This is a genomic window from Peribacillus sp. NPDC094092 (assembly GCF_050279365.1).
Taxonomy (GTDB): domain Bacteria; phylum Bacillota; class Bacilli; order Bacillales; family DSM-1321; genus Peribacillus.
Map to the genome: position 1 here is coordinate 359368 of NZ_JBNNUC010000005.1, position 22947 is coordinate 382314.

Annotated in this window: 20 protein-coding genes, 1 rRNA gene and 1 riboswitch; of the genes, 1 reads left to right on the forward strand and 20 read right to left on the reverse strand. The window is 42.8% G+C overall.

The features are described from left to right. Nucleotides 1-3: 3 nt before the first annotated feature. The 6 genes from ligA to ACQKNS_RS22360 form a co-directional block, all read right to left on the reverse strand. Nucleotides 4-2010 carry an NAD-dependent DNA ligase LigA gene (ligA, locus tag ACQKNS_RS22335; RefSeq protein WP_427645439.1) on the reverse strand — a complete coding sequence of 669 codons (2007 nt, stop codon included), beginning with the start codon at nucleotides 2008-2010 and terminating at the stop codon, nucleotides 4-6. Nucleotides 2011-2113: 103 nt separating this feature from the next. After that, nucleotides 2114-4360 carry a DNA helicase PcrA gene (gene pcrA / locus ACQKNS_RS22340; protein WP_427645440.1) on the reverse strand — a complete coding sequence of 749 codons (2247 nt, stop codon included), beginning with the start codon at nucleotides 4358-4360 and terminating at the stop codon, nucleotides 2114-2116. A gap of 61 nt (nucleotides 4361-4421) precedes the next feature. Further along, nucleotides 4422-5105 carry a heptaprenylglyceryl phosphate synthase gene (locus tag ACQKNS_RS22345; RefSeq protein ID WP_063235730.1) on the reverse strand — a complete coding sequence of 228 codons (684 nt, stop codon included), beginning with the start codon at nucleotides 5103-5105 and terminating at the stop codon, nucleotides 4422-4424. A gap of 221 nt (nucleotides 5106-5326) precedes the next feature. After that, nucleotides 5327-5641, reverse strand: a complete 315-nt coding sequence (locus ACQKNS_RS22350) for a YerC/YecD family TrpR-related protein (RefSeq protein ID WP_034306094.1) — start codon at nucleotides 5639-5641, stop codon at nucleotides 5327-5329. A 26-nt stretch (nucleotides 5642-5667) separates the two neighbouring features. After that, nucleotides 5668-6705, reverse strand: a complete 1038-nt coding sequence (locus ACQKNS_RS22355; protein ID WP_427645441.1) for a DUF3048 domain-containing protein — start codon at nucleotides 6703-6705, stop codon at nucleotides 5668-5670. A gap of 43 nt (nucleotides 6706-6748) precedes the next feature. Continuing rightward, nucleotides 6749-8494, reverse strand: coding sequence for an adenine deaminase C-terminal domain-containing protein (locus tag ACQKNS_RS22360; RefSeq protein ID WP_427645442.1), 1746 nt, complete (start codon nucleotides 8492-8494; stop codon nucleotides 6749-6751). Between the two features lie 146 nt (nucleotides 8495-8640). On the opposite strand from ACQKNS_RS22360, the gene ACQKNS_RS22365 reads away from it, so the two are divergent. Further along, nucleotides 8641-8907, forward strand: coding sequence for a YgaP-like transmembrane domain (locus ACQKNS_RS22365; RefSeq protein ID WP_427645443.1), 267 nt, complete (start codon nucleotides 8641-8643; stop codon nucleotides 8905-8907). A 49-nt stretch (nucleotides 8908-8956) separates the two neighbouring features. Here ACQKNS_RS22365 and purD read toward each other — a convergent pair whose 3' ends face one another. From purD to rrf, 14 genes are all read right to left on the reverse strand, one after another. Beyond that, the gene (gene purD / locus ACQKNS_RS22370) at nucleotides 8957-10231 is read right to left on the reverse strand and encodes a phosphoribosylamine--glycine ligase (RefSeq protein WP_427645444.1); all 1275 of its coding nucleotides are present in this window, start codon (nucleotides 10229-10231) and stop codon (nucleotides 8957-8959) included. Between the two features lie 19 nt (nucleotides 10232-10250). Beyond that, on the reverse strand, nucleotides 10251-11786 hold the full coding sequence (purH, locus tag ACQKNS_RS22375; RefSeq protein WP_427645445.1) for a bifunctional phosphoribosylaminoimidazolecarboxamide formyltransferase/IMP cyclohydrolase: 1536 nt from the start codon (nucleotides 11784-11786) through the stop codon (nucleotides 10251-10253). Nucleotides 11787-11804: 18 nt separating this feature from the next. Beyond that, nucleotides 11805-12380, reverse strand: coding sequence for a phosphoribosylglycinamide formyltransferase (gene purN / locus ACQKNS_RS22380; protein ID WP_427645446.1), 576 nt, complete (start codon nucleotides 12378-12380; stop codon nucleotides 11805-11807). Next, nucleotides 12380-13405: a phosphoribosylformylglycinamidine cyclo-ligase gene (gene purM / locus ACQKNS_RS22385; RefSeq protein WP_427645447.1), complete on the reverse strand. Its 1026-nt coding sequence runs from the start codon at nucleotides 13403-13405 to the stop codon at nucleotides 12380-12382. The genes purN and purM overlap by 1 nt, the downstream gene beginning before the upstream one ends. 42 nt (nucleotides 13406-13447) lie before the next feature. Beyond that, nucleotides 13448-14863, reverse strand: a complete 1416-nt coding sequence (gene purF, locus ACQKNS_RS22390; RefSeq protein WP_192207627.1) for an amidophosphoribosyltransferase — start codon at nucleotides 14861-14863, stop codon at nucleotides 13448-13450. Continuing rightward, nucleotides 14848-17070, reverse strand: coding sequence for a phosphoribosylformylglycinamidine synthase subunit PurL (gene purL, locus ACQKNS_RS22395; protein WP_427645449.1), 2223 nt, complete (start codon nucleotides 17068-17070; stop codon nucleotides 14848-14850). The genes purF and purL overlap by 16 nt, the downstream gene beginning before the upstream one ends. Then, nucleotides 17054-17740: a phosphoribosylformylglycinamidine synthase subunit PurQ gene (gene purQ, locus ACQKNS_RS22400; RefSeq protein ID WP_427645450.1), complete on the reverse strand. Its 687-nt coding sequence runs from the start codon at nucleotides 17738-17740 to the stop codon at nucleotides 17054-17056. The genes purL and purQ overlap by 17 nt, the downstream gene beginning before the upstream one ends. Continuing rightward, nucleotides 17737-17991, reverse strand: a complete 255-nt coding sequence (gene purS / locus ACQKNS_RS22405) for a phosphoribosylformylglycinamidine synthase subunit PurS (RefSeq protein ID WP_034306118.1) — start codon at nucleotides 17989-17991, stop codon at nucleotides 17737-17739. The genes purQ and purS overlap by 4 nt, the downstream gene beginning before the upstream one ends. Continuing rightward, entirely contained in the window at nucleotides 17984-18703 is a 720-nt protein-coding gene (gene purC / locus ACQKNS_RS22410) for a phosphoribosylaminoimidazolesuccinocarboxamide synthase (protein WP_427645451.1), read from the reverse strand. The genes purS and purC overlap by 8 nt, the downstream gene beginning before the upstream one ends. Before the next feature lie 104 nt (nucleotides 18704-18807). Beyond that, complete coding sequence (gene purB, locus ACQKNS_RS22415) at nucleotides 18808-20100, reverse strand: adenylosuccinate lyase (protein ID WP_076372692.1); 1293 nt, start codon at nucleotides 20098-20100, stop codon at nucleotides 18808-18810. Further along, nucleotides 20097-21257: a 5-(carboxyamino)imidazole ribonucleotide synthase gene (gene purK / locus ACQKNS_RS22420; protein ID WP_427645452.1), complete on the reverse strand. Its 1161-nt coding sequence runs from the start codon at nucleotides 21255-21257 to the stop codon at nucleotides 20097-20099. Before purK ends, purB begins: the two co-directional genes overlap by 4 nt. After that, a complete protein-coding gene (gene purE / locus ACQKNS_RS22425) occupies nucleotides 21241-21729 on the reverse strand; it encodes a 5-(carboxyamino)imidazole ribonucleotide mutase (RefSeq protein WP_098370632.1) in 489 nt (162 codons plus the stop codon). The genes purK and purE overlap by 17 nt, the downstream gene beginning before the upstream one ends. Before the next feature lie 177 nt (nucleotides 21730-21906). Next, a riboswitch (purine riboswitch) is annotated at nucleotides 21907-22008 on the reverse strand. 74 nt (nucleotides 22009-22082) lie between these two features. Continuing rightward, the gene (locus ACQKNS_RS22430; RefSeq protein WP_427645453.1) at nucleotides 22083-22283 is read right to left on the reverse strand and encodes an NETI motif-containing protein; all 201 of its coding nucleotides are present in this window, start codon (nucleotides 22281-22283) and stop codon (nucleotides 22083-22085) included. 560 nt (nucleotides 22284-22843) lie between these two features. Continuing rightward, nucleotides 22844-22947 (reverse strand): 5S ribosomal RNA (rrf, locus tag ACQKNS_RS22435); the annotation flags it as partial.

Here is a 22947-nt window from a genome sequence, read left to right on the forward strand (position 1 = left end):
CTCTTATTTATTTAGTTCCTCAATCAGTCTCTCTTCATCCCATACCAGGACGCCTAGGCTTTCCGCTTTTTCCAGTTTGGAGCCGGCATCTTCGCCAGCTATGACCAAATCGGTTTTCTTGCTGACACTTCCAGCAACGTTAGCTCCTAGTGCTTCTAATTTCTCTTTTGCTTCGTTACGTGTTAACTGATGCAATTTACCCGTTAAGACGACTGTTTTACCGGCAAAAGCGGAATCGATTTCTTCAATAGCAACAGCTCTTGGCCCTTTAAAAGTAAGGTTCACGCCTGCCGCTTCCAATTCATTCAGTAACGCATGGACTTCTTCCATTTCAAAATAGGCTACGATGGAATCGGCCATCTTATCACCTATTTCATTAATGGCTGTTAGGTCTTCACGGTTCGCCTTGCTTAAGGCTTCCATCGTCCCGAACTCCCGCGCCAGTGTCTTGGCCGCTTTTGAACCAACATGGCGAATGCCCAGCCCGAATAGTAATTTTTCCAACGAATTGGTTTTCGAAGCTTCGATTGCTTGAAGAAGTTTATTGACGGATTTATCTCCCATCCTTTCCAAAGCAATCAGTTGATCGTATGTAAGCTTATAAATATCAGCCACATCTTGTATGAGTTGTTCTTTAAACAACAAGCTAATCACTTTTTCACCAAGACTGTCTATATTCATTGCTGTACGGGAAACAAAATGAATCAAGCCTTCCCTTATTTGTGCAGGACACTTCGGGTTGATGCAGCGTAAAGCAACCTCCCCCTCCAGCCGGACAAGTTCACTGCTGCATTCCGGGCACTCAGTCGGCATCTTAAACTCAACTTCTTCCCCTGTACGGCGCTCTGCCAGTACATTGACAACCTCTGGAATGATATCACCCGCTTTTTTCACGACCACTTGATCTCCTATTCTGATGTCCTTTTCACGGATTAAGTCTTCGTTATGAAGTGAAGCCCGCTGTACAGTCGTACCTGCTACCCGAACGGGATCCAAAACGGCGGTCGGAGTCAATACACCCGTACGGCCCACATTCAGCTCGATATCCCTCAGGGTTGTAATGACTTCTTCAGCTGGAAATTTATAAGCAATGGCCCATCGCGGACTTTTTGCAGTAAAACCTAATTCATCCTGCTGTTCAAGGGAATCCACCTTAACAACAATTCCATCAATATCATAGGCTAAGTTTGGACGTTGCTCCGTCCATTCTACTATATAAGCTATTACTTCCTCTATATTGGAGCATGTTTTTCTTTCCCGATTCGTCTTAAACCCGAGGCGATCCAATAAATCCAGACCCTCACTGTGGGAACGGACCCCTGTTTCCCCAAAATTGGCGATCGCATAAAGAAAAATATCCAGGTTCCGTTTTGCAGCGAGCTTCGGGTCAAGCTGCCTTAAAGAACCTGCAGCCGCATTTCGTGGGTTTGCAAATGGTTCCTCACCGCGTTCCTCTTTTGCCTTGTTCAATGATTCGAATGATTTTTTTGGCATGAAGGCCTCACCGCGCACTTCTATGGTAACCGGCTCCCGCAACTTCAATGGAATCGACTTGATCGTTTTCAAATTAGCGGTAATATCTTCACCGATCGTTCCATCACCACGAGTCGCCCCTCTTGCGAAATATCCATTCTCATATTGAAGAGTGACGGCAAGTCCATCAATTTTCAATTCACATACATAGGAAAAATTTTCACCTACAGATTGTCTGACCTTTCTGTCAAAATCCCGTAAGTCACTTTCATTGAAGGCATTGCCTAAACTAAGCATCGGTATGGTATGTTCCACTTTTTCAAACATATCCAAAATGGCGCCACCGACCCGTTGTGTCGGTGAATCCGCCGTTTGCAGTTCCGGAAATTGCTCCTCATATTCAATAAGTTCACGGAGTAGCCGATCATATTCAGCATCAGGTACTGATGGCTGGTCCATTACATAATATTCATAGCTGTATTGGTTCAATAACGTTTGCAGTTCTAAAACTTTCTTCTCTGCAGCTTGTATGTCCATACGTTCAATCCTTTCTAAAGAAGACTCCACCGCACTTCATATAGAAGAGCGGTGTCTAAAGTCAGATATCCCTATTCTTTACCAGTAGAAGCATATTAATAGCTTATGCTTTTTCAACTGGTGCAAATTTCGCCAATAGGCGTTTGATGCCAATTGGACTTGGAAAGGCAATATCCAATTCCTTCCCTTCGCCTTCCCCTTTTACGCTCACCACGGTTCCTATCCCCCATTTTTTATGGGATGCACGGTCGCCGACAGCCCAGCCGATTTCTTCACCGCCCGTTGCGGATGGTGCAGAAACAGCTTTTCCAAAGGCAGGCACTTTCCTTGTTGAAGCTGTTGAAGGAGATCCGGTTCTTGAAGAACTGAAAGGTGTTTGTCTTGCTCTAGGAGCCGGTTTCGGTTTTAAATCTTCAAGTAGTTCCTCTGGTATTTCATTAATGAAACGTGAAACAGGATTCATGCTCGTCCGTCCATACAATGTCCGCATTTGGGCATTGCTTATGAATAGCTCATTTTCAGCCCTTGTAATTCCCACATAAGCCAGACGGCGTTCTTCTTCCATCTCCTCTTCATCCATAAGCGAGCGGCTGTGAGGGAAAACCCCTTCTTCAAGACCCAATAGAAAGACCACCGGGTATTCCAGTCCCTTCGCTGAATGCAGTGTCATCAACGTTACCGTATTTGTAGTTTCTTCTGATTTTTCATCAAGTTGGTCTATATCGGCAACCAACGCCAGGTCAGTCAAAAAGCCCACCAATGATTTGTCATCGCTGTTATCTTCGAACGCTTTCGTAACAGATAAAAACTCATCTATATTTTCAAGCCGGCTTTGTGATTCAATCGTTTTTTCCGCCTGAAGCATCTCACGGTAACCGGTTTTCTTAATGACTTCCTCCACAAGTTCCGTCACGGATAAGTACTCCTGCTGATTTGTATAGTTAGTGATCAGCGTATGGAATTCCCTTGCCGCTTTGGTAGCCTTCCCGCTTATCCCTACCATTTCAACGGATTCGAGTGCTTTATAGATGGAAACATCAAATTGATCTGCATAATCTGCCACTTTGTCCATTGAAGTTGCACCAATTCCGCGTTTCGGTACATTGATTACACGGCGAAGACTGATGTCATCATCAGGATTCGCAATAAGGCGGAGATAGGCAAGTAAATCCTTAATCTCTTTACGGTCATAGAACTTGGTTCCCCCGACTATTGCATAATTTATATTGGATTTAAGCAAAACTTCCTCCATGACACGTGATTGTGCATTTGTCCTGTAAAGTATTGCTATGTCTGAATATTTCCTGCTGCCGGCCTGAACTAACTCATTTATCTTACCTGCTACAAATTGCGCTTCCCCTTGCTCATTGTCCGCGCGGTAATAGAATATCTTATTGCCATCTGCATTCTCGGTCCAAAGATTTTTCGGCTTCCGGTTTTGATTGTTATCGATGACCTTATTCGCCGCTGCAAGAATCTTTTTCGTCGAGCGATAATTTTGTTCAAGGAAAATCATGTTGGCATTCGGATAATCTTTTTCAAATGAAAGGATATTCGCAATATCCGCACCGCGCCAACGATAGATCGATTGATCGGAATCCCCGACAACACAGAGATTACGGAAGCGTGAAGCCAATAATTTAACAAGCATGTATTGAGCCCTGTTCGTATCTTGGTACTCATCGACATGAATGTATTGAAATTTACGCTGATAATATTCAAGCACCTCAGGTACGAGCTGGAACAATTGAATCGTCATCATGATCAAATCATCGAAATCGAGCGCTGAATTTTTACGCAGCCGTTTTTGATATTCCGTATATACATCGGCAGTTACTTTAGTGAAGTAATCAGACGCCGTCTTCAAGTACTCTTCCGGCCCGACCAATTCATTTTTCGCTGAACTGATGCTGCCCAAAATGGCACGGTAATCATATTTCTTTGTATCCATATTACGATCTTTCATGATTTGTTTAATGACCGATTGCTGATCCGTCGTATCCAATATCGAGAAATTCCTATTAAATCCGATACGGTCGATATCTCTTCTTAAAATGCGGACACACATCGAGTGGAAAGTCGAAATCCAGATATCTTCGGAAGCACCGCCCAGTATGGCACGGATCCTCTCCTTCATCTCACGTGCCGCCTTGTTGGTGAACGTGATTGCAAGGATGTTCCATGGCGCTATTTCCTTCTCGACCATCAAGTAAGCTATTCGGTGAGTCAGCACACGCGTCTTTCCGCTTCCTGCCCCAGCCATGATTAAAAGTGGGCCATCAGTTGATTTCACTGCTTTTTGTTGCTGTTCATTCAAACCTATTAGTAATTTTTCCGCTAAATATTGCATTATCACACCACCTATACGAACATTCGTTTCTGTTTTAGTATACTATATTTATTATATGTTTTCATTTAACTGCCGAAACTGTTGCAAGTGCCACTTTCAAATCTTCATAAATCACATTGCCGACAACGATGACATCCGCAATCTTAGACATCTCTTTGGCTTGTTCAACCGATTTTATCCCGCCGCCATAGAATAGTACGGTATCCTCCAAACTCTCTTTGGCCGCTTCCACCATCTGGACATCGCCGTAATCACCGCTGTATTCCAAGTAAAAGATCGGCAGGTTGAACATTTTTTCCGCCATCATTGCGTATGCACCCACATCATCCATATCCAAATCGGTATTGGCTTTCGTCAATTGGGCCGCCTTGCACTCAGGATTCAAGATACAGTACCCTTCAACGAAAATTTCATCCCAATTCAAAAGGTATCCGTATTCCTTGACTGCTTGCTGATGCAGTTTCATCATCCAATCCGGGTTGGTGCTATTCAGGACACTCGGAATGAAATATAAATCAAAACCTGGCGTCACCGTTTCAACAGAAGAAATTTCCATCACACATGGAACGGTATATCGTCTCACACGTGCCATTAAATGAAGCACATTCTCAAGCGTGATTCCATCCGTTCCCCCGACCATTATTGCATCGGTACCTGATTCACAAACTTTTTCAAGGGCTTCATCACTTATTTCTTTATTTGGATCGAGTTTGAAAACATGTTTCCACTCGCGAAAATCGTACATTATAATCCTCCATTCACACTTCCCATTACACCATTATAGCATTAAGATTTTTCATTAAAAAAGAGAAGTATCGATAAAATGTTATTACCAAATGGAACCTCTGAATCTAAAATCCAATATAACATGGATACAGCTGAAAGACAGCCGGCAAAGAATGTGCTGGACGCAAAGTAAAAAGCCGGGAATTGAATTCCCCGGCTTTTTATTATAATCGAAAGAAATTAAGATTCAGTTGTTTCCTCGACGTTATCCTTAATACGGTTAAGAGCCATTGAATAAGCGTCATTTCCGTAATTCAAGCAGCGTTTGACCCTGGAAATCGTAGCCGTGCTTGCACCCGTTTCCGTTTCGATTTTATGATAGGTTTTCCCTTCTTCAAGCATGCGGGCTACTTCAAGACGCTGTGCCAGTGATGAAATTTCATTAACTGTGCATAAATCATCAAAAAATCGATAGCATTCGTCCAAATCACGCAAGGAAAGAATCGACTTAAACAGCTGATCCGTTTCTTTTCCTCTCAATTTATCAATTTGCATGTTACTCCCCCTCAATTTCATGGGTATCAAAATGAGACGTCTCCTACTAAACCAGGTTCATCCGGAATAATATTGACCCAAGTTTTTCCTGGTATCAACCCTACTTCTTTATCGTTTTTCACTGGTATAATCCGACCATCCTTATTAACCCATTCTACTTCATTCGCTTTTCCTTTTTGAAGTAAATAACCTTTTCCGCCACTTTTCAAGTCGATTTTACGACGACCTTTATCGTCGATCACTTGATGAGCAGCCTCAATGATCAATATATTATCCAGTAAAATAGGTTTACTCGATTTATGTTCGACTGTTTGCTCTCCATTCGAAAAACGTTTATATTTCTCTTCCGTGGCTTCGTATTCATACTGAACATCATACTCGTCTGATCCGTAGGAAACCTCGGTTTTTAATGCCGGTTCCCCTTGAAGGCCATCTGCTTCTTCCTTTGTAAGGAAGACATAAGGCTCCGGTGCACCATTCAACTCATATCCCTTTTCCTTCGCACCTTTTTGGATATCCTCAAAGGTGGTGTAGGAATTATGCGGTGCTTTTCGATCTGCCGAACGTTGAAACAAAGTACCATCATAATATAATCCGTTCAAGTTATCAATATACCCTTTGTCCAGCATGGTTTTTGCCTCGGGGCTATTCCCATGACAGACATAGATGCAATCAAGGCCTTTAGCCAATTCGATATAATAGTCCCTTGCACTCCGAATCGGACCGATTTGGCTTGGCATTTCACTTTGGAAGATAGCTAAAAATCTGGTTATATCACCTTCTGCAAGCATTTCGTAGACCATGTCGGCTTCTGAGAGGCCCGATTGCGGGCGTGCTTCCGGATGATTATTAATCATCACTGCTGCAGCCCTTCGATCACTGCCTGCGTCGGTGGCTATACCTGTAAGTGGAAACTCATTGGAAGGTTCATTTTTCACATCTGTATTTTTGATGACAGCTTGGTCTTTCGGCTTACTGTCATCCGATGCAGGATTTTCTTTCGTAGAACAGCCTGCCAGCAGTAAAATAGCAATAACCATGAAAAGAACTCTCTTAAAATTCATCTTTCCACTCCTCTGATTTATTAGCCATTTCTTCTCTTATATTTTAACGCATTATAGTGGGAAAGAGTATAGTTTTATTCATTACATCATATACTCCGCGCTGGGTTAACCTTATATATGGCAGATGGGTCGTCGAAAAGAATGAAAGGGTGTACACTGGATCGGCGAAGCGATAACCTCTCTCCCTGAGCAAATGCTTCAATTCATTTTCTTCTTCTATCAGTTCAGGAACCTCCTTGGTGGACATGACTCCCTTTAATTTCAGAGGAAGTTCATGGATCACCTTGCCATGTTCCGTTAAAATGATTCCACCGCCGATTTCCTTCAGCCGGTTAAATGCCAAATGCATATCCTTTTTCCTTTTACCGATTAGTATGATATCACCTGTATTTGTATAAGAGCCAGCAAAGCCACACAATTTGTCCGCAAACCCTTTTAATATCGTATTGATGCGCCATTTCCCTTCCCGATCGATAAGCATGAAAAAGCATTCATCATCCTCAAAGTTCAGTTCTTCATACCCAACATCATTGGCAAGGGAGTACGGTTTCGTAATTACATTATTGACCAATTCAATCCCAAACGGCATGGAAAATTCAAAATCTTCCTTTAAACTAAGATCCCAATCAAGATCAAGTGGTTTAAAATCGAATTCACCCCATTGGATTTCCTGTTCATCCGGAATGATCTCGCCATCCCTTTTAACCCATTTCCCTTTTGCCATTACCGAAACCGGTGCGGGTTCCTTTACATCGGTCAGGAAGTTGATATTCGCTACCCTTCCCGTGGCAATATTGCCGTGAAGGTATTCAATGTTATAATATCGGGCGATGTTGATAGTTGCCATATTGTATGCATCGATGACCGGAACACCATTTTCTATCGCTATTTTGATCAAGCAGTCTATGAAACCACCTTCATAAAAGGATGGCGGCGATCCATCTGTCGTATAAAAGAATTTGTCATATTGATCGATGCCCAGCTCATGGATTTCCTGTAACATCTTCGGTAAATCGGGCCGGATCGAAGAATGTCTTAACGATACATAATAGCCCTGCAGCAAGCGCGACATGACTTCATCACCTGTCATTGCCTCATGATCACAATCCGCGCCGAACAAGGTCATTTTCGCTAAAGTCTTCTCTGAAGCACCTGGAAAGTGTCCTTCTATTTTCTTCCTCATTCGCTTCGCTTCCTGAATCCAATGCAACATCATGTCATCCCCATCAAGAAGCTTCGGCCATCCAGTTAGTTCCCCGCCCTGTAATACGGCATCATGCTCCAGCCATGATTTAACGGCCCCATGGGAAAAGACCATGTCTTCATCAATCAATTCCGTTTGTCCGTCAAAACGGCTCCACCAATACATTGTTACAGGAATGTTACGTAATTCTTTCAAAAGAGAAAACGCTTTCTTTTTATCCAACTGCAATAAAAACGGCAAGTTATCATTGATCAATGTCGTTGTGCCGAAATGAGATGCATAACGTGAAAAAGAAAGGGGATTATATAATTGAGAAGGGTGTGAATGCGGCTCAATATAACCCGGGACTAAGTACTGGTTTGTACAGTCCACCAGTTCACAGCGGTCTATATTATCAGGAAGCTTATCGCCAACATATACGATGCGGTCATCATATATCCATATATTCGCTTTTACCCATTTTCGTAAAGCCTGATTTAGATAAGTCGTATTTTTAAGTAGAATGTGTGGTGCCCTATTGCCATCCAGCACATCTATATGTTCTCTTAGATGTTTATTTTTCCATCTATAGCGCTGTTCAAGCATTAAACATTCCCCCATAATTTTATAGAAACAGATGTATGAAAAAAACCATTTTCAATCCAATTTTATTTCATAGTAACATACTTGCCTCAATAGAACAGTAATGTTATCCAGAATATTGTTAAATTTTTGTGAAGGGATGGACTTTTATGAAGTTTAAACAAAATATCAGTATAATAAATGCATTAATGCGAATTACCTGTGGTTTTACATTTTTAACATGGGCTATGGCTAAAATGGTGAAAAAACCATGGAAAAACCAATCTTATATAATCGTGGTCATGCTTTCTGCCATGAAAATAGGCGAAGGCATCCTCCGCTATTGCCCTGTCGTCGATGCGATGGAAAACAGACAAAACTTAATGACAAATGAACCAAAACAGGAACATGAATCTAATCAATATGATCACCATTAAGTTTTTTCTAAAGAAGAAGCTGACTCCGCTTAGAGTCAGCTTCTTTATATTATGATGAAAAATTGTATTTTATTGCACGGTAGCCAATATCCGTTCGCCAGAATAAGCCGTCTTTCTCAATATGTCCCAACTCTTTATATACTTCAGCTTGGGCAGAGGCCAAATCTTTCCCTTTTGCAGCAACCAGAAGTACACGTCCGCCATTCGCGATGAAATTCCCTTCACTATCGAGGGCCGTTCCAGCATGATAAACATGGGCATTCTGATCAATCTTTTCCAAGCCATTAATGGTTGAACCCTTTTTATATTCCCCTGGATATCCATCAGCTGCGACGACCACTCCAAGAACAGCTTCTTCATGCCACTCAAGTTCTAAATCCTCTCCAGAAAGAACCGCTTCAAGTGTATCTACGAAATCCGTTTTTAGGCGCGGTAAAACAACTTGCGTTTCCGGATCGCCGAAACGGGCATTGAACTCAATGACTTTTGTGCCTTTTTCGGTAGCGATCAACCCGGCATATAATATTCCTGTAAATCTCCGATTCTCCGAAATCATCGCATTTACCGTGGGCTTAAGAATGGTTTCGACTGCGGTCTGAATCATTTCATCGGAAATTTGAGGCACTGGTGAGTATGCACCCATTCCACCTGTGTTCGGACCCTGATCTCCATCAAAAACCCGTTTATGATCTTGAGCAATGACCATCGGATATACTTTTTCCCCATTAACGAATGCCATCAATGAAAATTCCTCTCCATCAAGGAATTCCTCAATAACGACTTTGGCAGATGCTTCCCCGAACTTTGCTCCGACCAGCATATCATGGATGGCGTCTAACGCCTCTTCCATTGTCATGGCAACCACGACACCTTTTCCTGCAGCCAAACCATCCGCTTTTATGACAATGGGGGCACCCATTTTTTCAATATATGCCTTTGCCGAATCATAATCGGAAAATGTTTCATATTCTGCTGTCGGAATGCTGTAGTTCTTCATTAAATCTTTAGCAAAGGATTTACTTCCCTCGATGACTGCAGCACGTCCATTAGGGCCAAATACCTTTAATCCTGCCTCCATAAAATCATCGGCAAGTCCATTCAACAATGGGGTTTCGGGCCCGATCACCGTTAATGAAACTGCATTCTGCTTGGCAAAGGCAACTAATTCCCCGTGATTGTTTTCATCAATTGGAACAAGAGTCGCTACATCGGTCATCCCTGGATTTCCCGGTGCTGCAAAAACAGTCCCAACCCGTTTACTTTCGAATAGTTTGCGGGCTATGGCATGCTCCCTGCCGCCCCGGCCAATTACTAGTACATTCATTACCGCACCTCATTTATGATTAATGTTTAAAGTGACGAATTCCTGTAAACACCATCGTAATCCCATATTCATCAGCTTTCTTGATTGAATCCTCATCCTTAACAGATCCACCAGGCTGAATGATTGCCGTGACGCCCGCTTTCGCTGCCGCTTCTACAGTATCATCCATCGGGAAGAAAGCATCTGATGCCAATGCACTTCCTGTCGCTCTTTCCCCAGCTTGTTCCAGAGCAATTTTTGCAGCTCCCACACGGTTCATTTGACCTGCACCAACACCCAATGTCATTTGATCGTTACAAACCACTATTGCATTCGACTTGACATGTTTCACGATTTTCCAGCCAAGTTCCATGGCTTTCCACTCTTCAGGGGTAGGCTCACGTTTTGTTGCCACTTTTATCTCTGCATCCTTTAAGCTATGTGCATCCCGATCCTGAATAAGTAATCCGCCTTCAATGGATGTTAATTTACGCTCAGGCTTTTTAACCGCGTCGAAATCGATCGTTAATAAACGAAGGTTTTTCTTGCTTGTCAATACTTCCACTGCCTCTTGTGTAAACCCAGGGGCAATGATGATTTCAAGGAAAATTTCATGAAGCTTTTCGGCAGTAGCCTTGTCAACTTCACGGTTCAAAGCGATGATCCCACCAAAAATGGAAGTGGCATCTGCCTCATAAGCTTTTTCATATGCTTCCAAAATGGTAGCACCGACACCGACGCCGCATGGATTCATATGTTTGACTGCGACTGCAGCCGGCTCATTGAATTCTTTAACGATTTGAAGTGCCGCATCAGCGTCGTTAATGTTGTTATAAGAAAGTTCTTTTCCATGTAGTTGATTCGCTTCTGCAATTGAGAAAACGGAACCAAGCGGTTTTTTATAGAATGCGGCTTTTTGATGCGGATTTTCCCCATAACGAAGCGACTGTTTCAATTCATAGGTAACAGTCAATGATTCAGGATTTTCTTCATCGGCAAGCTCTGTCATATACTCTGAAATAACGGCATCATATGCTGCTGTATGTCGGAAAACTTTTGCAGCCAGGCGGCGATTCGTGGTTTTTGATACCCCGCCGTTTTGTTTCAGCTCAGCCAATACGGTAGGATAATCATTGGAATCAACGATAACAGTCACATATTCGTGGTTTTTAGCAGAAGAACGAAGCATTGTCGGTCCACCGATATCGATGTTTTCAATAGCATCTTCCACAGTGACTTCCGGTTTGGAAATAGTCGCTTGGAATGGATATAGGTTCACACAGACAAGTTGAATGGGTTCAATATTATGCTCAGCAAGCTGTGCTGCGTGATTTTTGTCATCATGCTTAGCCAGCACTGCTCCATGGACATTCGGGTGAAGTGTTTTAACACGTCCATCCAATATTTCCGGGAAACCGGTGACATCACTGATTCCAATTACCTCAATACCATTATCCTGCAGCGTTTTTTTGGTACCGCCTGTAGAAATGATTTCAAAACCTGCTTCAATCAAACCTTGAGCAAATTCTACGATACCTGTTTTATCCGATACACTAATTAATGCACGTTTCTTCATGTTATGTTGGTCCCTCCATTAAGTAAGTTTCTTGTGGCATAGCTCCTGCAAAACTGACGGATACAAGTCATGCTCCATTTCCTGAATCCTTTTCTGAAGGATGTCTTTCGTATCCCCCTCAAGAATTGGCACTGCCTTTTGGGCAATGACCGGTCCTGTGTCCATTCCATCATCGACATAATGAACCGTTACCCCCGTTTCCTTCACTCCGGCGTCAAAAGCCTGGCCAATTGCATCCTTGCCTGGAAAACTAGGCAGAAGTGAAGGGTGGATATTCACAATCCTTTGTGAATACTTTTGTAATAAAGTCGGACCGATCAAGCGCATATAACCAGCCAGAATGATAAATTCAATCTCATACTGGCGAAGTTTTTCGAGGATTTCCGATTCATACTCAGTCTTGTTCGGGTAATTCTTCGCTGAAAAGGAGAAAGAATCAATATTCTCAAGCTTAGCTCTCTCAAGCACATATGCGTCTTCACGATCGCAAACGACAAGACAGATTTCCGCCTCTATCTTTCCACTTTTTATTGCTTCAGCAATTGATTGAAAATTACTACCGTTACCTGATGCAAAGACAGCAAGGCGTTTCATTATTTGAACGACACTCCATTTCCATCTACAACCGTTCCAATAACTGAGGCTTCTTCACCGCAAGAACGTAAGTGGGCTAGCACATCGGATGCCACTTCTTTTTTCACGACGGCCGTCATTCCGATTCCCATATTGAAGATATTGAACATTTCCTCTTTTACAAGGTTCCCTTTTTCTTCAAGGAATGAGAATATAGTTGGAATTTCCCAGCTTCCGAGCTCGATTTCAACACCGCATCCTTCAGGAAGAATACGCGGAATATTCTCGATGAATCCCCCACCAGTGATATGGGCAAGACCATTAACCTCATATTTTTCCAATGTCGATAAAATGGACTTCACATAGATTTTTGTCGGTTTTAATAATTCTTCTCCCAACTTGCAATCCAGTTCCGGTACGAAATCATGAAGCCCCATACCTGAGTCTTCAAGAAGGATTTTACGAACAAGGGAATACCCATTACTGTGGATGCCGCTTGAAGCGAGTCCAATGACGACATCGCCCGCCGAGATTGCTTCACCAGTAATTAGACGTGATTTTTCAACGGCACCTACAGTAAAACCTGCCACATCGTATTCTTCCGTCTCGTACATGCCAGGCATTTCAGCCGTTTCTCCGCCGATTAAAGCACAGCCCGCCTGCTCACAGCCATCTGCAATTCCTTTGACGATCATTTCAATTCGTTCAGGATCCGCTTTACCGCAGGCAATATAATCTAAAAAGTATAAAGGTGCAGCACCTTGAACGACAACATCATTGACGCACATAGCTACACAATCCACTCCAATTGTATCGTGTTTATCCATCATGAACGCCAACAAAAGTTTTGTACCCACTCCATCCGTACCTGAAATGAGCACAGGTTCTTTAAGGTTCAAGGAAGATAAATCAAACATGCCGCCAAAACCGCCCAGACCATTCATAACTTCTGGACGAAATGTGCGCTTTACATGTTTTTTCATTCGATTTACCGCTTCATAACCAGCCTCAATATCCACACCAGCCTGTTTATATGCATTAGCCATTTGAAATCCTCCTCCGAAAATCAATCATCATTGCCGACTTGATTAACATTTTGTTTTTTCTCGTTCGTATTCAAAAATTTCAGTCGGATAATTTCCGGTGAAACAAGCTAGGCATGAACCGCGCGTTTCTCCAGGAAACGGTCGTCCAATTGCTTCGACCATACCTTCGACACTTAAAAAAGTTAAGGAATCAGCACCGATGATTTCCCTTATTTCCTCCACCGATTTAGAGCTCGCAATCAGTTCTTCCTTTTTAGACGTGTCTATGCCATAAAAACATGGATTCTTGATTGGTGGTGAGCTGATTACTACATGCACTTCTTTCGCTCCAGCATCTTTTAACATGCGGACAATCCTTCTGCTCGTTGTCCCACGGACGATTGAATCATCAACCATTATGACCCGCTTACCTTCCACTACCCCTCTTACAGGTGATAGTTTCATCTTCACGCCTTGTTCACGCAGACTTTGTGATGGCTGAATGAATGTCCTTCCAACATACCGATTTTTTATTAAACCCATTTCATAGGGAATGCCTGCAGCTTCAGCATAGCCAATCGCTGCGGAAATGCTGGAATCAGGTACACCCGTAACTACATCCGCTTCAATTTTGGTTTCCAGTGCCATTTGCTTGCCAAGGTTTTTTCGTGCCGTATGGACATTGATACCATCAATATTGCTATCCGGACGGGAGAAATACACATACTCCATCGTGCACATTGCCTGTTGACTGGAAAGCGAAAAGTACTCGGATGTGATTCCCTCATCATTAATGACAACGAGTTCACCGGGCTCAATATCACGAATGAATTCTGCACCTACAATATCAAGTGCACATGTTTCTGATGCAGCGAAATATGCATCGCCTATTTTCCCCAAGGAAAGTGGACGGAAGCCATGCGGATCTCTTGCCATGATCATTTGGTTTTCGGTCATGATGACAAAGGCATAGGCCCCCTTCAGCATGCTTAAACTATTTTTCACGGAATCTCTTACATCCGAGTAACCGGAGCGTTTAATCAGATGTGCCAGAACTTCCGTGTCGGATGTCGTTTGAAAAATGCTTCCCTGACCTTCAAGCTGAGCTTTTAACTGGTGGGCATTGACGATATTCCCATTATGGGCAAGTGCCAGCCCTCCTGTATGCGAATTGAACAGGAAAGGCTGAACATTTTGATACCCGCCGCCGCCTGCCGTAGTATAACGGACATGGCCGATCGCCGCTTTTCCGGTACCGGAAAGTGCCTGCATTTTTTCGGCAGTGAATATCTCCGTGACAAGTCCTTCGCCCTTAGAGATGGACATCTGCTCACCATCCGTCACGACGATGCCCGCTCCCTCTTGACCACGATGTTGCAAGCTATGCAAACCGTAGTAAGCAAGCTGTGCAGCATCGGGATGACCCCAAACTCCTACAACACCACACTCTTCGTTTAGGCTTCTTATTTCAGCAAGCATGGTATGGCTCCCTTCCAAGCTGTTTGTAAATCTTCAACGTCCGCTTCCAATACTTTGCTATCATTGCTTGTCTCCACGACTAATTTATTATCGGCCGTTACCGAACCTATGCATATCGCATCTTCAACAAGTGCTTCAAATGCCGCTTTGTTTTCAGGTTTGATGGACAATAAGAATCGTGATTGCGTTTCACTGAATAATTCCGATACCGTTTCGCCGGATATATTCACTTTTGCCCCAAGTTTGCCAGCCCCGAATAAAGATTCAGCCAATGCCACTGCCAAACCGCCTTCCGAAAGGTCATGAGCTGATGCAACAAGTCCTTTTTGGATTGCAGTCAGAATTTGCTGCTGACGTTTTTGCTCAATGGCCAAATCAAGTTCTGGCGCGCGTCCAAAGATTTTACCCTCAAGCATTTTCTGTAATTCACTGCCTCCAAATTCAACTTTGGCTTCGCCGATCACATAAATCAAATCGGATTCATTTTTAAATGTTTGTGTAGTGATGTGCTGAAGGTCACTGACAAGTCCAACCATCCCAACTACAGGGGTCGGATAAATCGCTTCACCATTCGTTTCATTGTAAAGGGAGACATTTCCGCCAATTACAGGAGTACTTAAGCTTCTGCAAGCTTCACTCATTCCGTCTGCCGCTTTTTCCAATTGCCAAAAGATTTCAGGTTTTTCTGGATTCCCAAAATTCAAGCAATCCGTAATCGCCAAAGGCTCTGCACCCGAGCAAATGATGTTACGGGCAGCTTCAGCCACTGCGATTTTTCCACCTGTTTCAGGATCTAGATAAATGAAGCGGGAGTTGCAATCCGTCGTCATGGCAAGGGCTTTATTTGTGCCCCGTACACGCACTACCGCCGCATCCGAACCAGGTGATACAACTGTATTCGTACGGACCATGTAATCATATTGGTCGTAGACCCATTCCTTACTCGAAATTGTCGGTTGCTTCAATAGTGATACCAATGTTTCTTTATAATCTCCAATGACTGGCACTTCTGCCGTCATGCTTTGGAAGTCACGGAAATATTGCGGTTCTGCAGATGGCTTGTGATAGATTGGAGCTTCTTCAGCCAATGCATCAACCGGAACCTCAGCAACGATTTCACCTTGATGGAAAAGTGTTAGATTTTTGTCATCCGTTACTTCTCCAACAGCAACCGCTTCTAGGTCATATTTCGTGAACAAGTCAACGATTTCCTGTTCGCGTCCTTTAGTTACAACGATCAGCATCCGCTCTTGTGATTCAGAAAGCATCATTTCATATGCTGTCATTCCCGTTTCACGCTGCGGTACTAAATCAAGGTTCATTTTTATCCCTGAGCCAGCTTTACTCGCCATCTCGGCAGATGAGCTTGTAAGGCCTGCTGCTCCCATATCCTGTATCCCAACAAGGGCATCATTTTGAATCAATTCAAGGCATGCTTCCAAAAGCAGTTTTTCCATGAAAGGATCGCCTACTTGTACGGCAGGCCGTTTTTCTTCTGAAGACTCTGATAGCTCTTCAGATGCAAATGTTGCTCCGTGGATTCCATCACGTCCAGTTTTGGCACCCACATACATCACTGTGTTGCCCACTCCATGCGCTTGGCCTTTTTTAATGTCCTTATGATCGATCAGACCTACACACATGGCATTGACTAGAGGATTCCCTTCATACGATGGATCAAATTGAATTTCTCCGCCGACAGTTGGAATTCCGATACAATTTCCGTATCCTGCAATCCCGGCAACCACTTCTTTAAATAGATATTTCACGCGATCATTGTCTAACTCACCGAAACGAAGCGAGTTCAACATCGCAATCGGACGGGCACCCATGGAGAAGACATCACGGATAATACCGCCGACACCAGTAGCAGCACCTTGATACGGTTCTATTGCTGATGGGTGGTTATGACTTTCAATTTTAAAAACGACCGCCTGATCGTCACCGATATCAACGATACCCGCTCCTTCACCAGGACCTTGTAGCACTTTTTCCCCTGTAATCGGGAACTTCCTTAAGATGGGTTTTGAATTTTTGTAGGAACAATGCTCTGACCACATAACCGAAAACAACCCAGTTTCCGTATAATTCGGCAGTCTGCCTAAGATTTTCTCCACCATTGCAAATTCATCATCGGATAGTCCCATAGTTGCGTACAAACGATCCGATTTAATTTTTTCCGGACTTGGTTCAAGCTGTAATAACATGTGATTCCCTCCAGTTTTTTACGATGGATTGAAAAATCTTTAAGCCGTCTTTACTGCCAAGCAGCGAATCAACAGCACGTTCGGGATGAGGCATCATTCCGAGGACATTTCCTTGTTCATTTATAATTCCCGCTATCTGTTCCAAGCTTCCGTTTGGATTTTCACCATCATACGTGAACAAGATGCGGTTATTTTGTTTTAATTCAGCCAATGTCTCATTATCGCAGTAGTAATTCCCTTCACCATGGGCAACCGGGATCGTAATCGTTTCATTTAATTCATATCCTGTCGTGAACATCGATTGATTATTTTCAACCTTCAGTCCTACATTGCGGCAAATGAATTTCAGACCTTCGTTACGGCGCATCGCTCCAGGTAATAGTCCTGCTTCAAGTAAAATCTGAAAACCATTGCAGACACCCAAGACAGGCTTACCTGCTTGTGCCGCTTTTACGACTTCAGCCATTACATTCGAAAATCGTGCAATTGCTCCAGAGCGTAAATAGTCTCCATAAGAGAAACCTCCTGGAAGGAGAATCCCATCATACTGATCTAGATTGTCTGTAGAGTGCCAAACATACTCCACTTCTTCCCCCAGTGCATCCTTTATTGCATGGTACATATCGACATCACAATTGGAACCAGGGAAAACTATGACAGCAAATTTCATTGGGTGATAACCTCCTCAACATCATAACGGTAAGCTTCAATTACCGTATTGGCCAATAGTTTTTCACACATTTCCTTCACAAGTTGATCTAAATCACGATCCGTATCCTTAATTGTAAGTTCAATGTATTTCCCCACCCGAACATCACTGACTTCGTTATATGTCAAGCTATGAAGTGATTGTTGCACTGCTGCTCCCTGTGGATCTAGTACACTTTCGCGTAGTGTGATATATACCTTAACCTTATACATGTTGAGTGCCCTCCAACTTTGCTAGTATTTTTTCGTAAGCATCTGTTAAACTTCCTAAATCACGGCGGAATACATCTTTGTCTAACTTTTCGTTCGTGTTAATATCCCATAATCGGCAGGTATCAGGTGAAATTTCATCTGCCAGCAAAATGTCTCCATTCGGGGTTTTGCCGAACTCTAATTTAAAATCAACCAATTTAATGTCCAACTCTTTAAAGAAGGAAGTTAAGACGATACTGATTTCTTGTGCTTTTTCTTTTAAAATCGCTACATCTTCCTTGCTTGCAAGTTCCAATTCTTCAATATGGTCTTCCGTTAACAGAGGATCGCCGAGCTCGTCGTCTTTATAGTAGAACTCAATCAACGTTTTCTTTAGCGGCTGGCCTTCTTCAATGCCAGTCCTTTTAGAAAAACTGCCGGCAGCCGTATTTCTGACAACGACTTCAAGCGGAATGATGGATACCCTCTTTACTAACTGCTCCCGGTCGGAAAGCATTTCAATAAAATGGGACGGGATATTTTCTTGGGCAAGCTTTGAAAATAGTAAGCTAGTAATTTGATTATTCAACTTACCTTTTCCGGCAATCTCTGACTTCTTCTCACCATTGAACGCTGTTGCCGAATCCTTGTATTCCACCCATACTATTTCACTGTTGTCCGTTGCAAAAATCTGTTTCGCTTTTCCTTCATACAACAATTCTCGTTTTTCCATCTGTCCAGACCCCCACATTGTGAATATTATGAATCTTCCTGCCATTGATCAGGCTTGGCAAACATATCACCCTTTAGAGGTGACATGTTTGCCGCCTTCACTTTTTATAAACCTAAACGATCAAAGATTACATCAACATTTTTCAAGTGATGTGTAGGATCGAAACAATCATCAAGTTCTTCTTTCGTTAGCAAGCTTGTGATTTTATCATCCTTTTCGATCAGGCTTCGGAATGGAACCTGAAGCTCCCATGCTTCCATCGCTTTCGGCTGCACCGTATCATAAGCTTCTTCACGGACAAGTCCTTTATCGATAAGGGAAAGCAGTACACGTTGTGAGAAAATCAATCCAAGCGTACGGTCCATATTGCGTTTCATGTTTTCTGGATAAACGGTCAAGTTCTTCACTATGTTGCTGAAACGGTTCAGCATGTAGTTTAATGCGATCGTTGCATCCGGCAAGATGATGCGCTCAGCAGAAGAATGTGAAATGTCACGTTCATGCCATAATGGCACATTCTCATATGCTGTCATCATATAACCGCGGATTACACGAGCCATACCCGTCATATTTTCAGAACCGATTGGATTCCGTTTATGAGGCATTGCCGAAGATCCTTTTTGTCCTTTTGCAAAAAATTCTTCCACTTCGCGTGTTTCACTTTTTTGCAAGCCGCGAATTTCCACTGCGAATTTTTCAATCGATGTCGCTATTAAAGCCAATGTGCTCATATAATGTGCATGGCGATCGCGCTGCAATGTTTGTGTTGAAATTGGCGCTGCTTCAAGGCCAAGCTTTTCACAAACGAATTTTTCAACAAACGGGTCGATGTTTGCGTATGTTCCTACAGCTCCAGAGATTTTCCCAACCTCTATGTTCTTTCTAGCTTCTTCAAAACGTTCGACATTACGTTTCATTTCTTGATACCAAAGAGCAAGTTTCAACCCAAAAGTGGTCGGCTCAGCATGAACTCCATGTGTACGCCCCATTTGAACCGTGTATTTATGTTCTTTCGCTTTATTTTTCAGGATTTCCACGAAGTTATTTAAATCCTTGGCAAGGATTTCATTCGCTTGCTTTATCACATATGAAAGAGCTGTATCCACCACATCTGTGGAAGTCAATCCGTAATGGACCCATTTTCGCTCTTCACCCAACGTTTCAGAAACAGCACGTGTAAAGGCAACAACATCGTGGCGTGTATCTTTTTCGATTTCATTGATACGGTCCACATCGAATGTAGCCTTTTCACGAAGAAGCTTCACATCTTCTTTTGGAATGACACCTAATTCAGACCATGCTTCACAAGCTAAAATTTCAACTTCCAACCACGCATTAAAGCGGTTCTTTTCTGTCCAAATGTTTCCCATCTCTGGGCGGGTATAACGTTCAATCATTTTACTTCCTCCGTTTCAACCTGTTGATTCCATATTTTGCTTCGATCACTTTCCAAAAGAGCTTCCTCAATCGTTGGACGTAAAATATTCACATGACCCATTTTCCGCTTAATCTTGGCTTCTTTCTTACCGTAAAGGTGAACCTTCCAATCTGAAAGCGTAGGAATTTCATCCATTAAGGGCCCGATATGCTCTCCAAGGATGTTTATCATTACCACAGGCTTCAATAAAGCCGTATTTCCGAGCGGCCAATTGCAGACAGCCCTTATATGCTGTTCGAACTGTGAAGTCTCACATGCCTCCATTGTATAATGCCCTGAGTTATGAGGTCTTGGCGCTAATTCATTAATGATGATCTCATCCTTATCGGTTAAAAACATCTCGACTGCCAATGTTCCCACCAAATCAAGTTTCTCTGCAAGCTGCAAAGCTTCATTAATAGCTTTCCGTTCAGCTTGTTGACTAATACAGGCGGGAACAATACTTTTATGAAGAATGTTTTCAATATGAATGTTTTCCGCAATCGGAAAATGACTTGCCTCACCATTTGCCTTGCGCGTCACGATAATGGAGATTTCTTTTACGAAAGGAATCCAGGCTTCCAGCACACATTTACCTGTTTTGAGCAGGGATTCAGCCTTTTTGATATCGGCTTCTTCCTTAATGACCAACTGCCCTTTTCCATCATAACCGCCCCGCGTCGTTTTTAACACACTAGGGTACCCTAAATTCTCTATATGAAGGTGAATTTCTGAAATATCCTGTATTTCCCGATATGGAGCAACGGAAGCTCCTGCATCGGATATCGCTTTTTTCTCCGTCAATCTATCCTGTGTCAGCTTTAATAATTCTGAACCCTGTGGAAGATATGCATGTTGTTTTAACCAATCCAGGGCTTCTGAACTGATATTTTCAAACTCGTATGTTATGACGTCACTGACCTCAGCTAATCTTTTCAATGCTTCGATATCATCATAAGCACCAGTGATTTCAATATCCGCCACTTGAGCACATGGACCTTCTGCAGTCGGCTCAAGGACCGCTATCTTAAAGCCCGATGCCTTGGCCGATAAGGCCATCATCCTGCCCAATTGCCCACCGCCGATTATTCCAATGGTCTGTCCCGGTAAAATGACTGTATTATTTAAGTTGTTCACTGCTCTGTAACACCTTTTCTCTGGTTTCGTTTCGTAAAGCCTCTAACCTATCAGCAATGTCAGAATCAAAAGCTGCTAATATTTGAGCTGCAAACAAGCCGGCATTGACTGCGCCCGCTTTTCCGATCGCAACCGTTGCAACCGGCACGCCACCAGGCATTTGAACAATCGATAATAACGAATCCATCCCATTTAATGCCTTCGACTGGATGGGCACGCCTATCACAGGGACAATCGTTTTAGCGGCGGTCATACCCGGAAGATGTGCAGCCCCGCCTGCTCCGGCAATAATCACTTTAATATCTCTCTCTTTTGCACTCTCTGCATATTCAAATAGTAAATCCGGCGTCCGGTGGGCGGAAACGACTCTTTTTTCATAGGGAATCTCGAGCTGTTCCAATGATTCACAAGCGTATTTCATCGTTTCCCAATCCGAGACACTTCCCATAATAACCCCAACTTGCGGTTTCATATCATCTTTCCCTCCAACACTCATATTATGGCGTCCCGAGTATGTAGACGGACGCTTATCATTATCTATAGCATGTAAATAAAAAAACCGGACAGGTTACTTCCTCATCGAGAAAGCAACCTGTCCGGAAAAGAAAGCCTTTTTGAAAAGTGCAAAAAGACTTGGCTAGTTTCCGAAATAGTCAGATGCTTTTCTCATAGTCCGATGATTTACGGTCATCAGGTAGAAACTTTTGGGCCATATCCCCATGATTATATGAGATGTATTAATGTAACTTCATCTTACCTTCCGGCCATTTTAATGTCAAGTTAAAATCGAATATTTTTACATGATATTAATTAATCGTTCGTGTTTTACTCAATTAGTTTTGCTTCGAATACAATTTTTCGATCAACTGGCACATATTGGACTTTGCCATCCTCAATTGTCTCGGCAAAGATAGGTTCCTCCGTTCGCCTTACAGGAAAGTATCCTGCCGCTTTAATTCGATCTAAACATGCATCGATCGTCTCGCCCTCGATGACTTCAAACTTTTCCTTACTCTTCTTACTCACAATACCGATCCCTTCCATAATTATATTTTGTCTGTGTTCTTCCTTAGCATTTAACCTGCATTATTATCAATAATAAGTTCTTCATCAACAATAAATTCTTCCTAGTATAATGAAAAGAACAAGTAAAGACAAGAATACATTTCAATAAAACCGATTTAACCATAAAAGCAATTCCATGATGCCTCGGATTAAGATCTCCCTGTCTTCCGTTAAAGCCCCACGCTTATAAATTATGCATCCCCTTCATTATCCTACCCTTTTCCCCCTCTGAATTACTATAGCCTGATTCATGAAATTGACCATTGCTCCATGATCGGTACATATTCGTATCTTGCTCTCATGAATTATTACAATTCAAGCGTTGACGAAGAGTCAAATTTAATAGGATGCAGGTCGATTTTCCAATCTTGGCCCGGAATTAATAGCGTTTAACTATTTCGTTTCAGGTTGACAAGATTAGTCTACAGGCCGAACTAGATGTTAATCTACCTCAAATCTCCCTGAAAGCTGAATATATCTATACAAAAAAAGACCAGCCGGATGGCTGATCTTTTTGAATGGCTTGGCGGCGTCCTACTCTCACAGGGGGAAACCCCCAACTACCATCGGCGCTGAAGAGCTTAACTGCCGTGTTCGGAATGGGAACGGGTGTGACCTCTTCGCT

Bases quoted from the DNA above. Each gene is read 5' to 3' on its own strand.
- ACQKNS_RS22355 (WP_427645441.1), bottom strand. From the start codon at position 6,705: ATGAATTTTAAGAGAGTTCTTTTCATGGTTATTGCTATTTTACTGCTG.
- purH (WP_427645445.1), bottom strand. From the start codon at position 11,786: ATGAAGAAACGTGCATTAATTAGTGTATCGGATAAAACAGGTATCGTA.
- ligA (WP_427645439.1), bottom strand. From the start codon at position 2,010: ATGGACATACAAGCTGCAGAGAAGAAAGTTTTAGAACTGCAAACGTTA.
- purQ (WP_427645450.1), bottom strand. From the start codon at position 17,740: ATGAAATTTGCTGTCATAGTTTTCCCTGGTTCCAATTGTGATGTCGAT.
- purF (WP_192207627.1), bottom strand. From the start codon at position 14,863: ATGCTTGCTGAAATAAGAAGCCTAAACGAAGAGTGTGGTGTTGTAGGA.
- purC (WP_427645451.1), bottom strand. From the start codon at position 18,703: ATGGAAAAACGAGAATTGTTGTATGAAGGAAAAGCGAAACAGATTTTT.
- ACQKNS_RS22365 (WP_427645443.1), top strand. From the start codon at position 8,641: ATGAAGTTTAAACAAAATATCAGTATAATAAATGCATTAATGCGAATT.
- ACQKNS_RS22360 (WP_427645442.1), bottom strand. From the start codon at position 8,494: ATGCTTGAACAGCGCTATAGATGGAAAAATAAACATCTAAGAGAACAT.
- purN (WP_427645446.1), bottom strand. From the start codon at position 12,380: ATGAAACGCCTTGCTGTCTTTGCATCAGGTAACGGTAGTAATTTTCAA.
- purS (WP_034306118.1), bottom strand. From the start codon at position 17,991: ATGTATAAGGTTAAGGTATATATCACACTACGCGAAAGTGTACTAGAT.
- purD (WP_427645444.1), bottom strand. From the start codon at position 10,231: ATGAATGTACTAGTAATTGGCCGGGGCGGCAGGGAGCATGCCATAGCC.
- purM (WP_427645447.1), bottom strand. From the start codon at position 13,405: ATGGCTAATGCATATAAACAGGCTGGTGTGGATATTGAGGCTGGTTAT.
- purE (WP_098370632.1), bottom strand. From the start codon at position 21,729: ATGAAACCGCAAGTTGGGGTTATTATGGGAAGTGTCTCGGATTGGGAA.
- ACQKNS_RS22350 (WP_034306094.1), bottom strand. From the start codon at position 5,641: ATGCAAATTGATAAATTGAGAGGAAAAGAAACGGATCAGCTGTTTAAG.
- ACQKNS_RS22345 (WP_063235730.1), bottom strand. From the start codon at position 5,105: ATGTACGATTTTCGCGAGTGGAAACATGTTTTCAAACTCGATCCAAAT.
- pcrA (WP_427645440.1), bottom strand. From the start codon at position 4,360: ATGCAATATTTAGCGGAAAAATTACTAATAGGTTTGAATGAACAGCAA.
- purL (WP_427645449.1), bottom strand. From the start codon at position 17,070: ATGTTATTACAGCTTGAACCAAGTCCGGAAAAAATTAAATCGGATCGT.
- purB (WP_076372692.1), bottom strand. From the start codon at position 20,100: ATGATTGAACGTTATACCCGCCCAGAGATGGGAAACATTTGGACAGAA.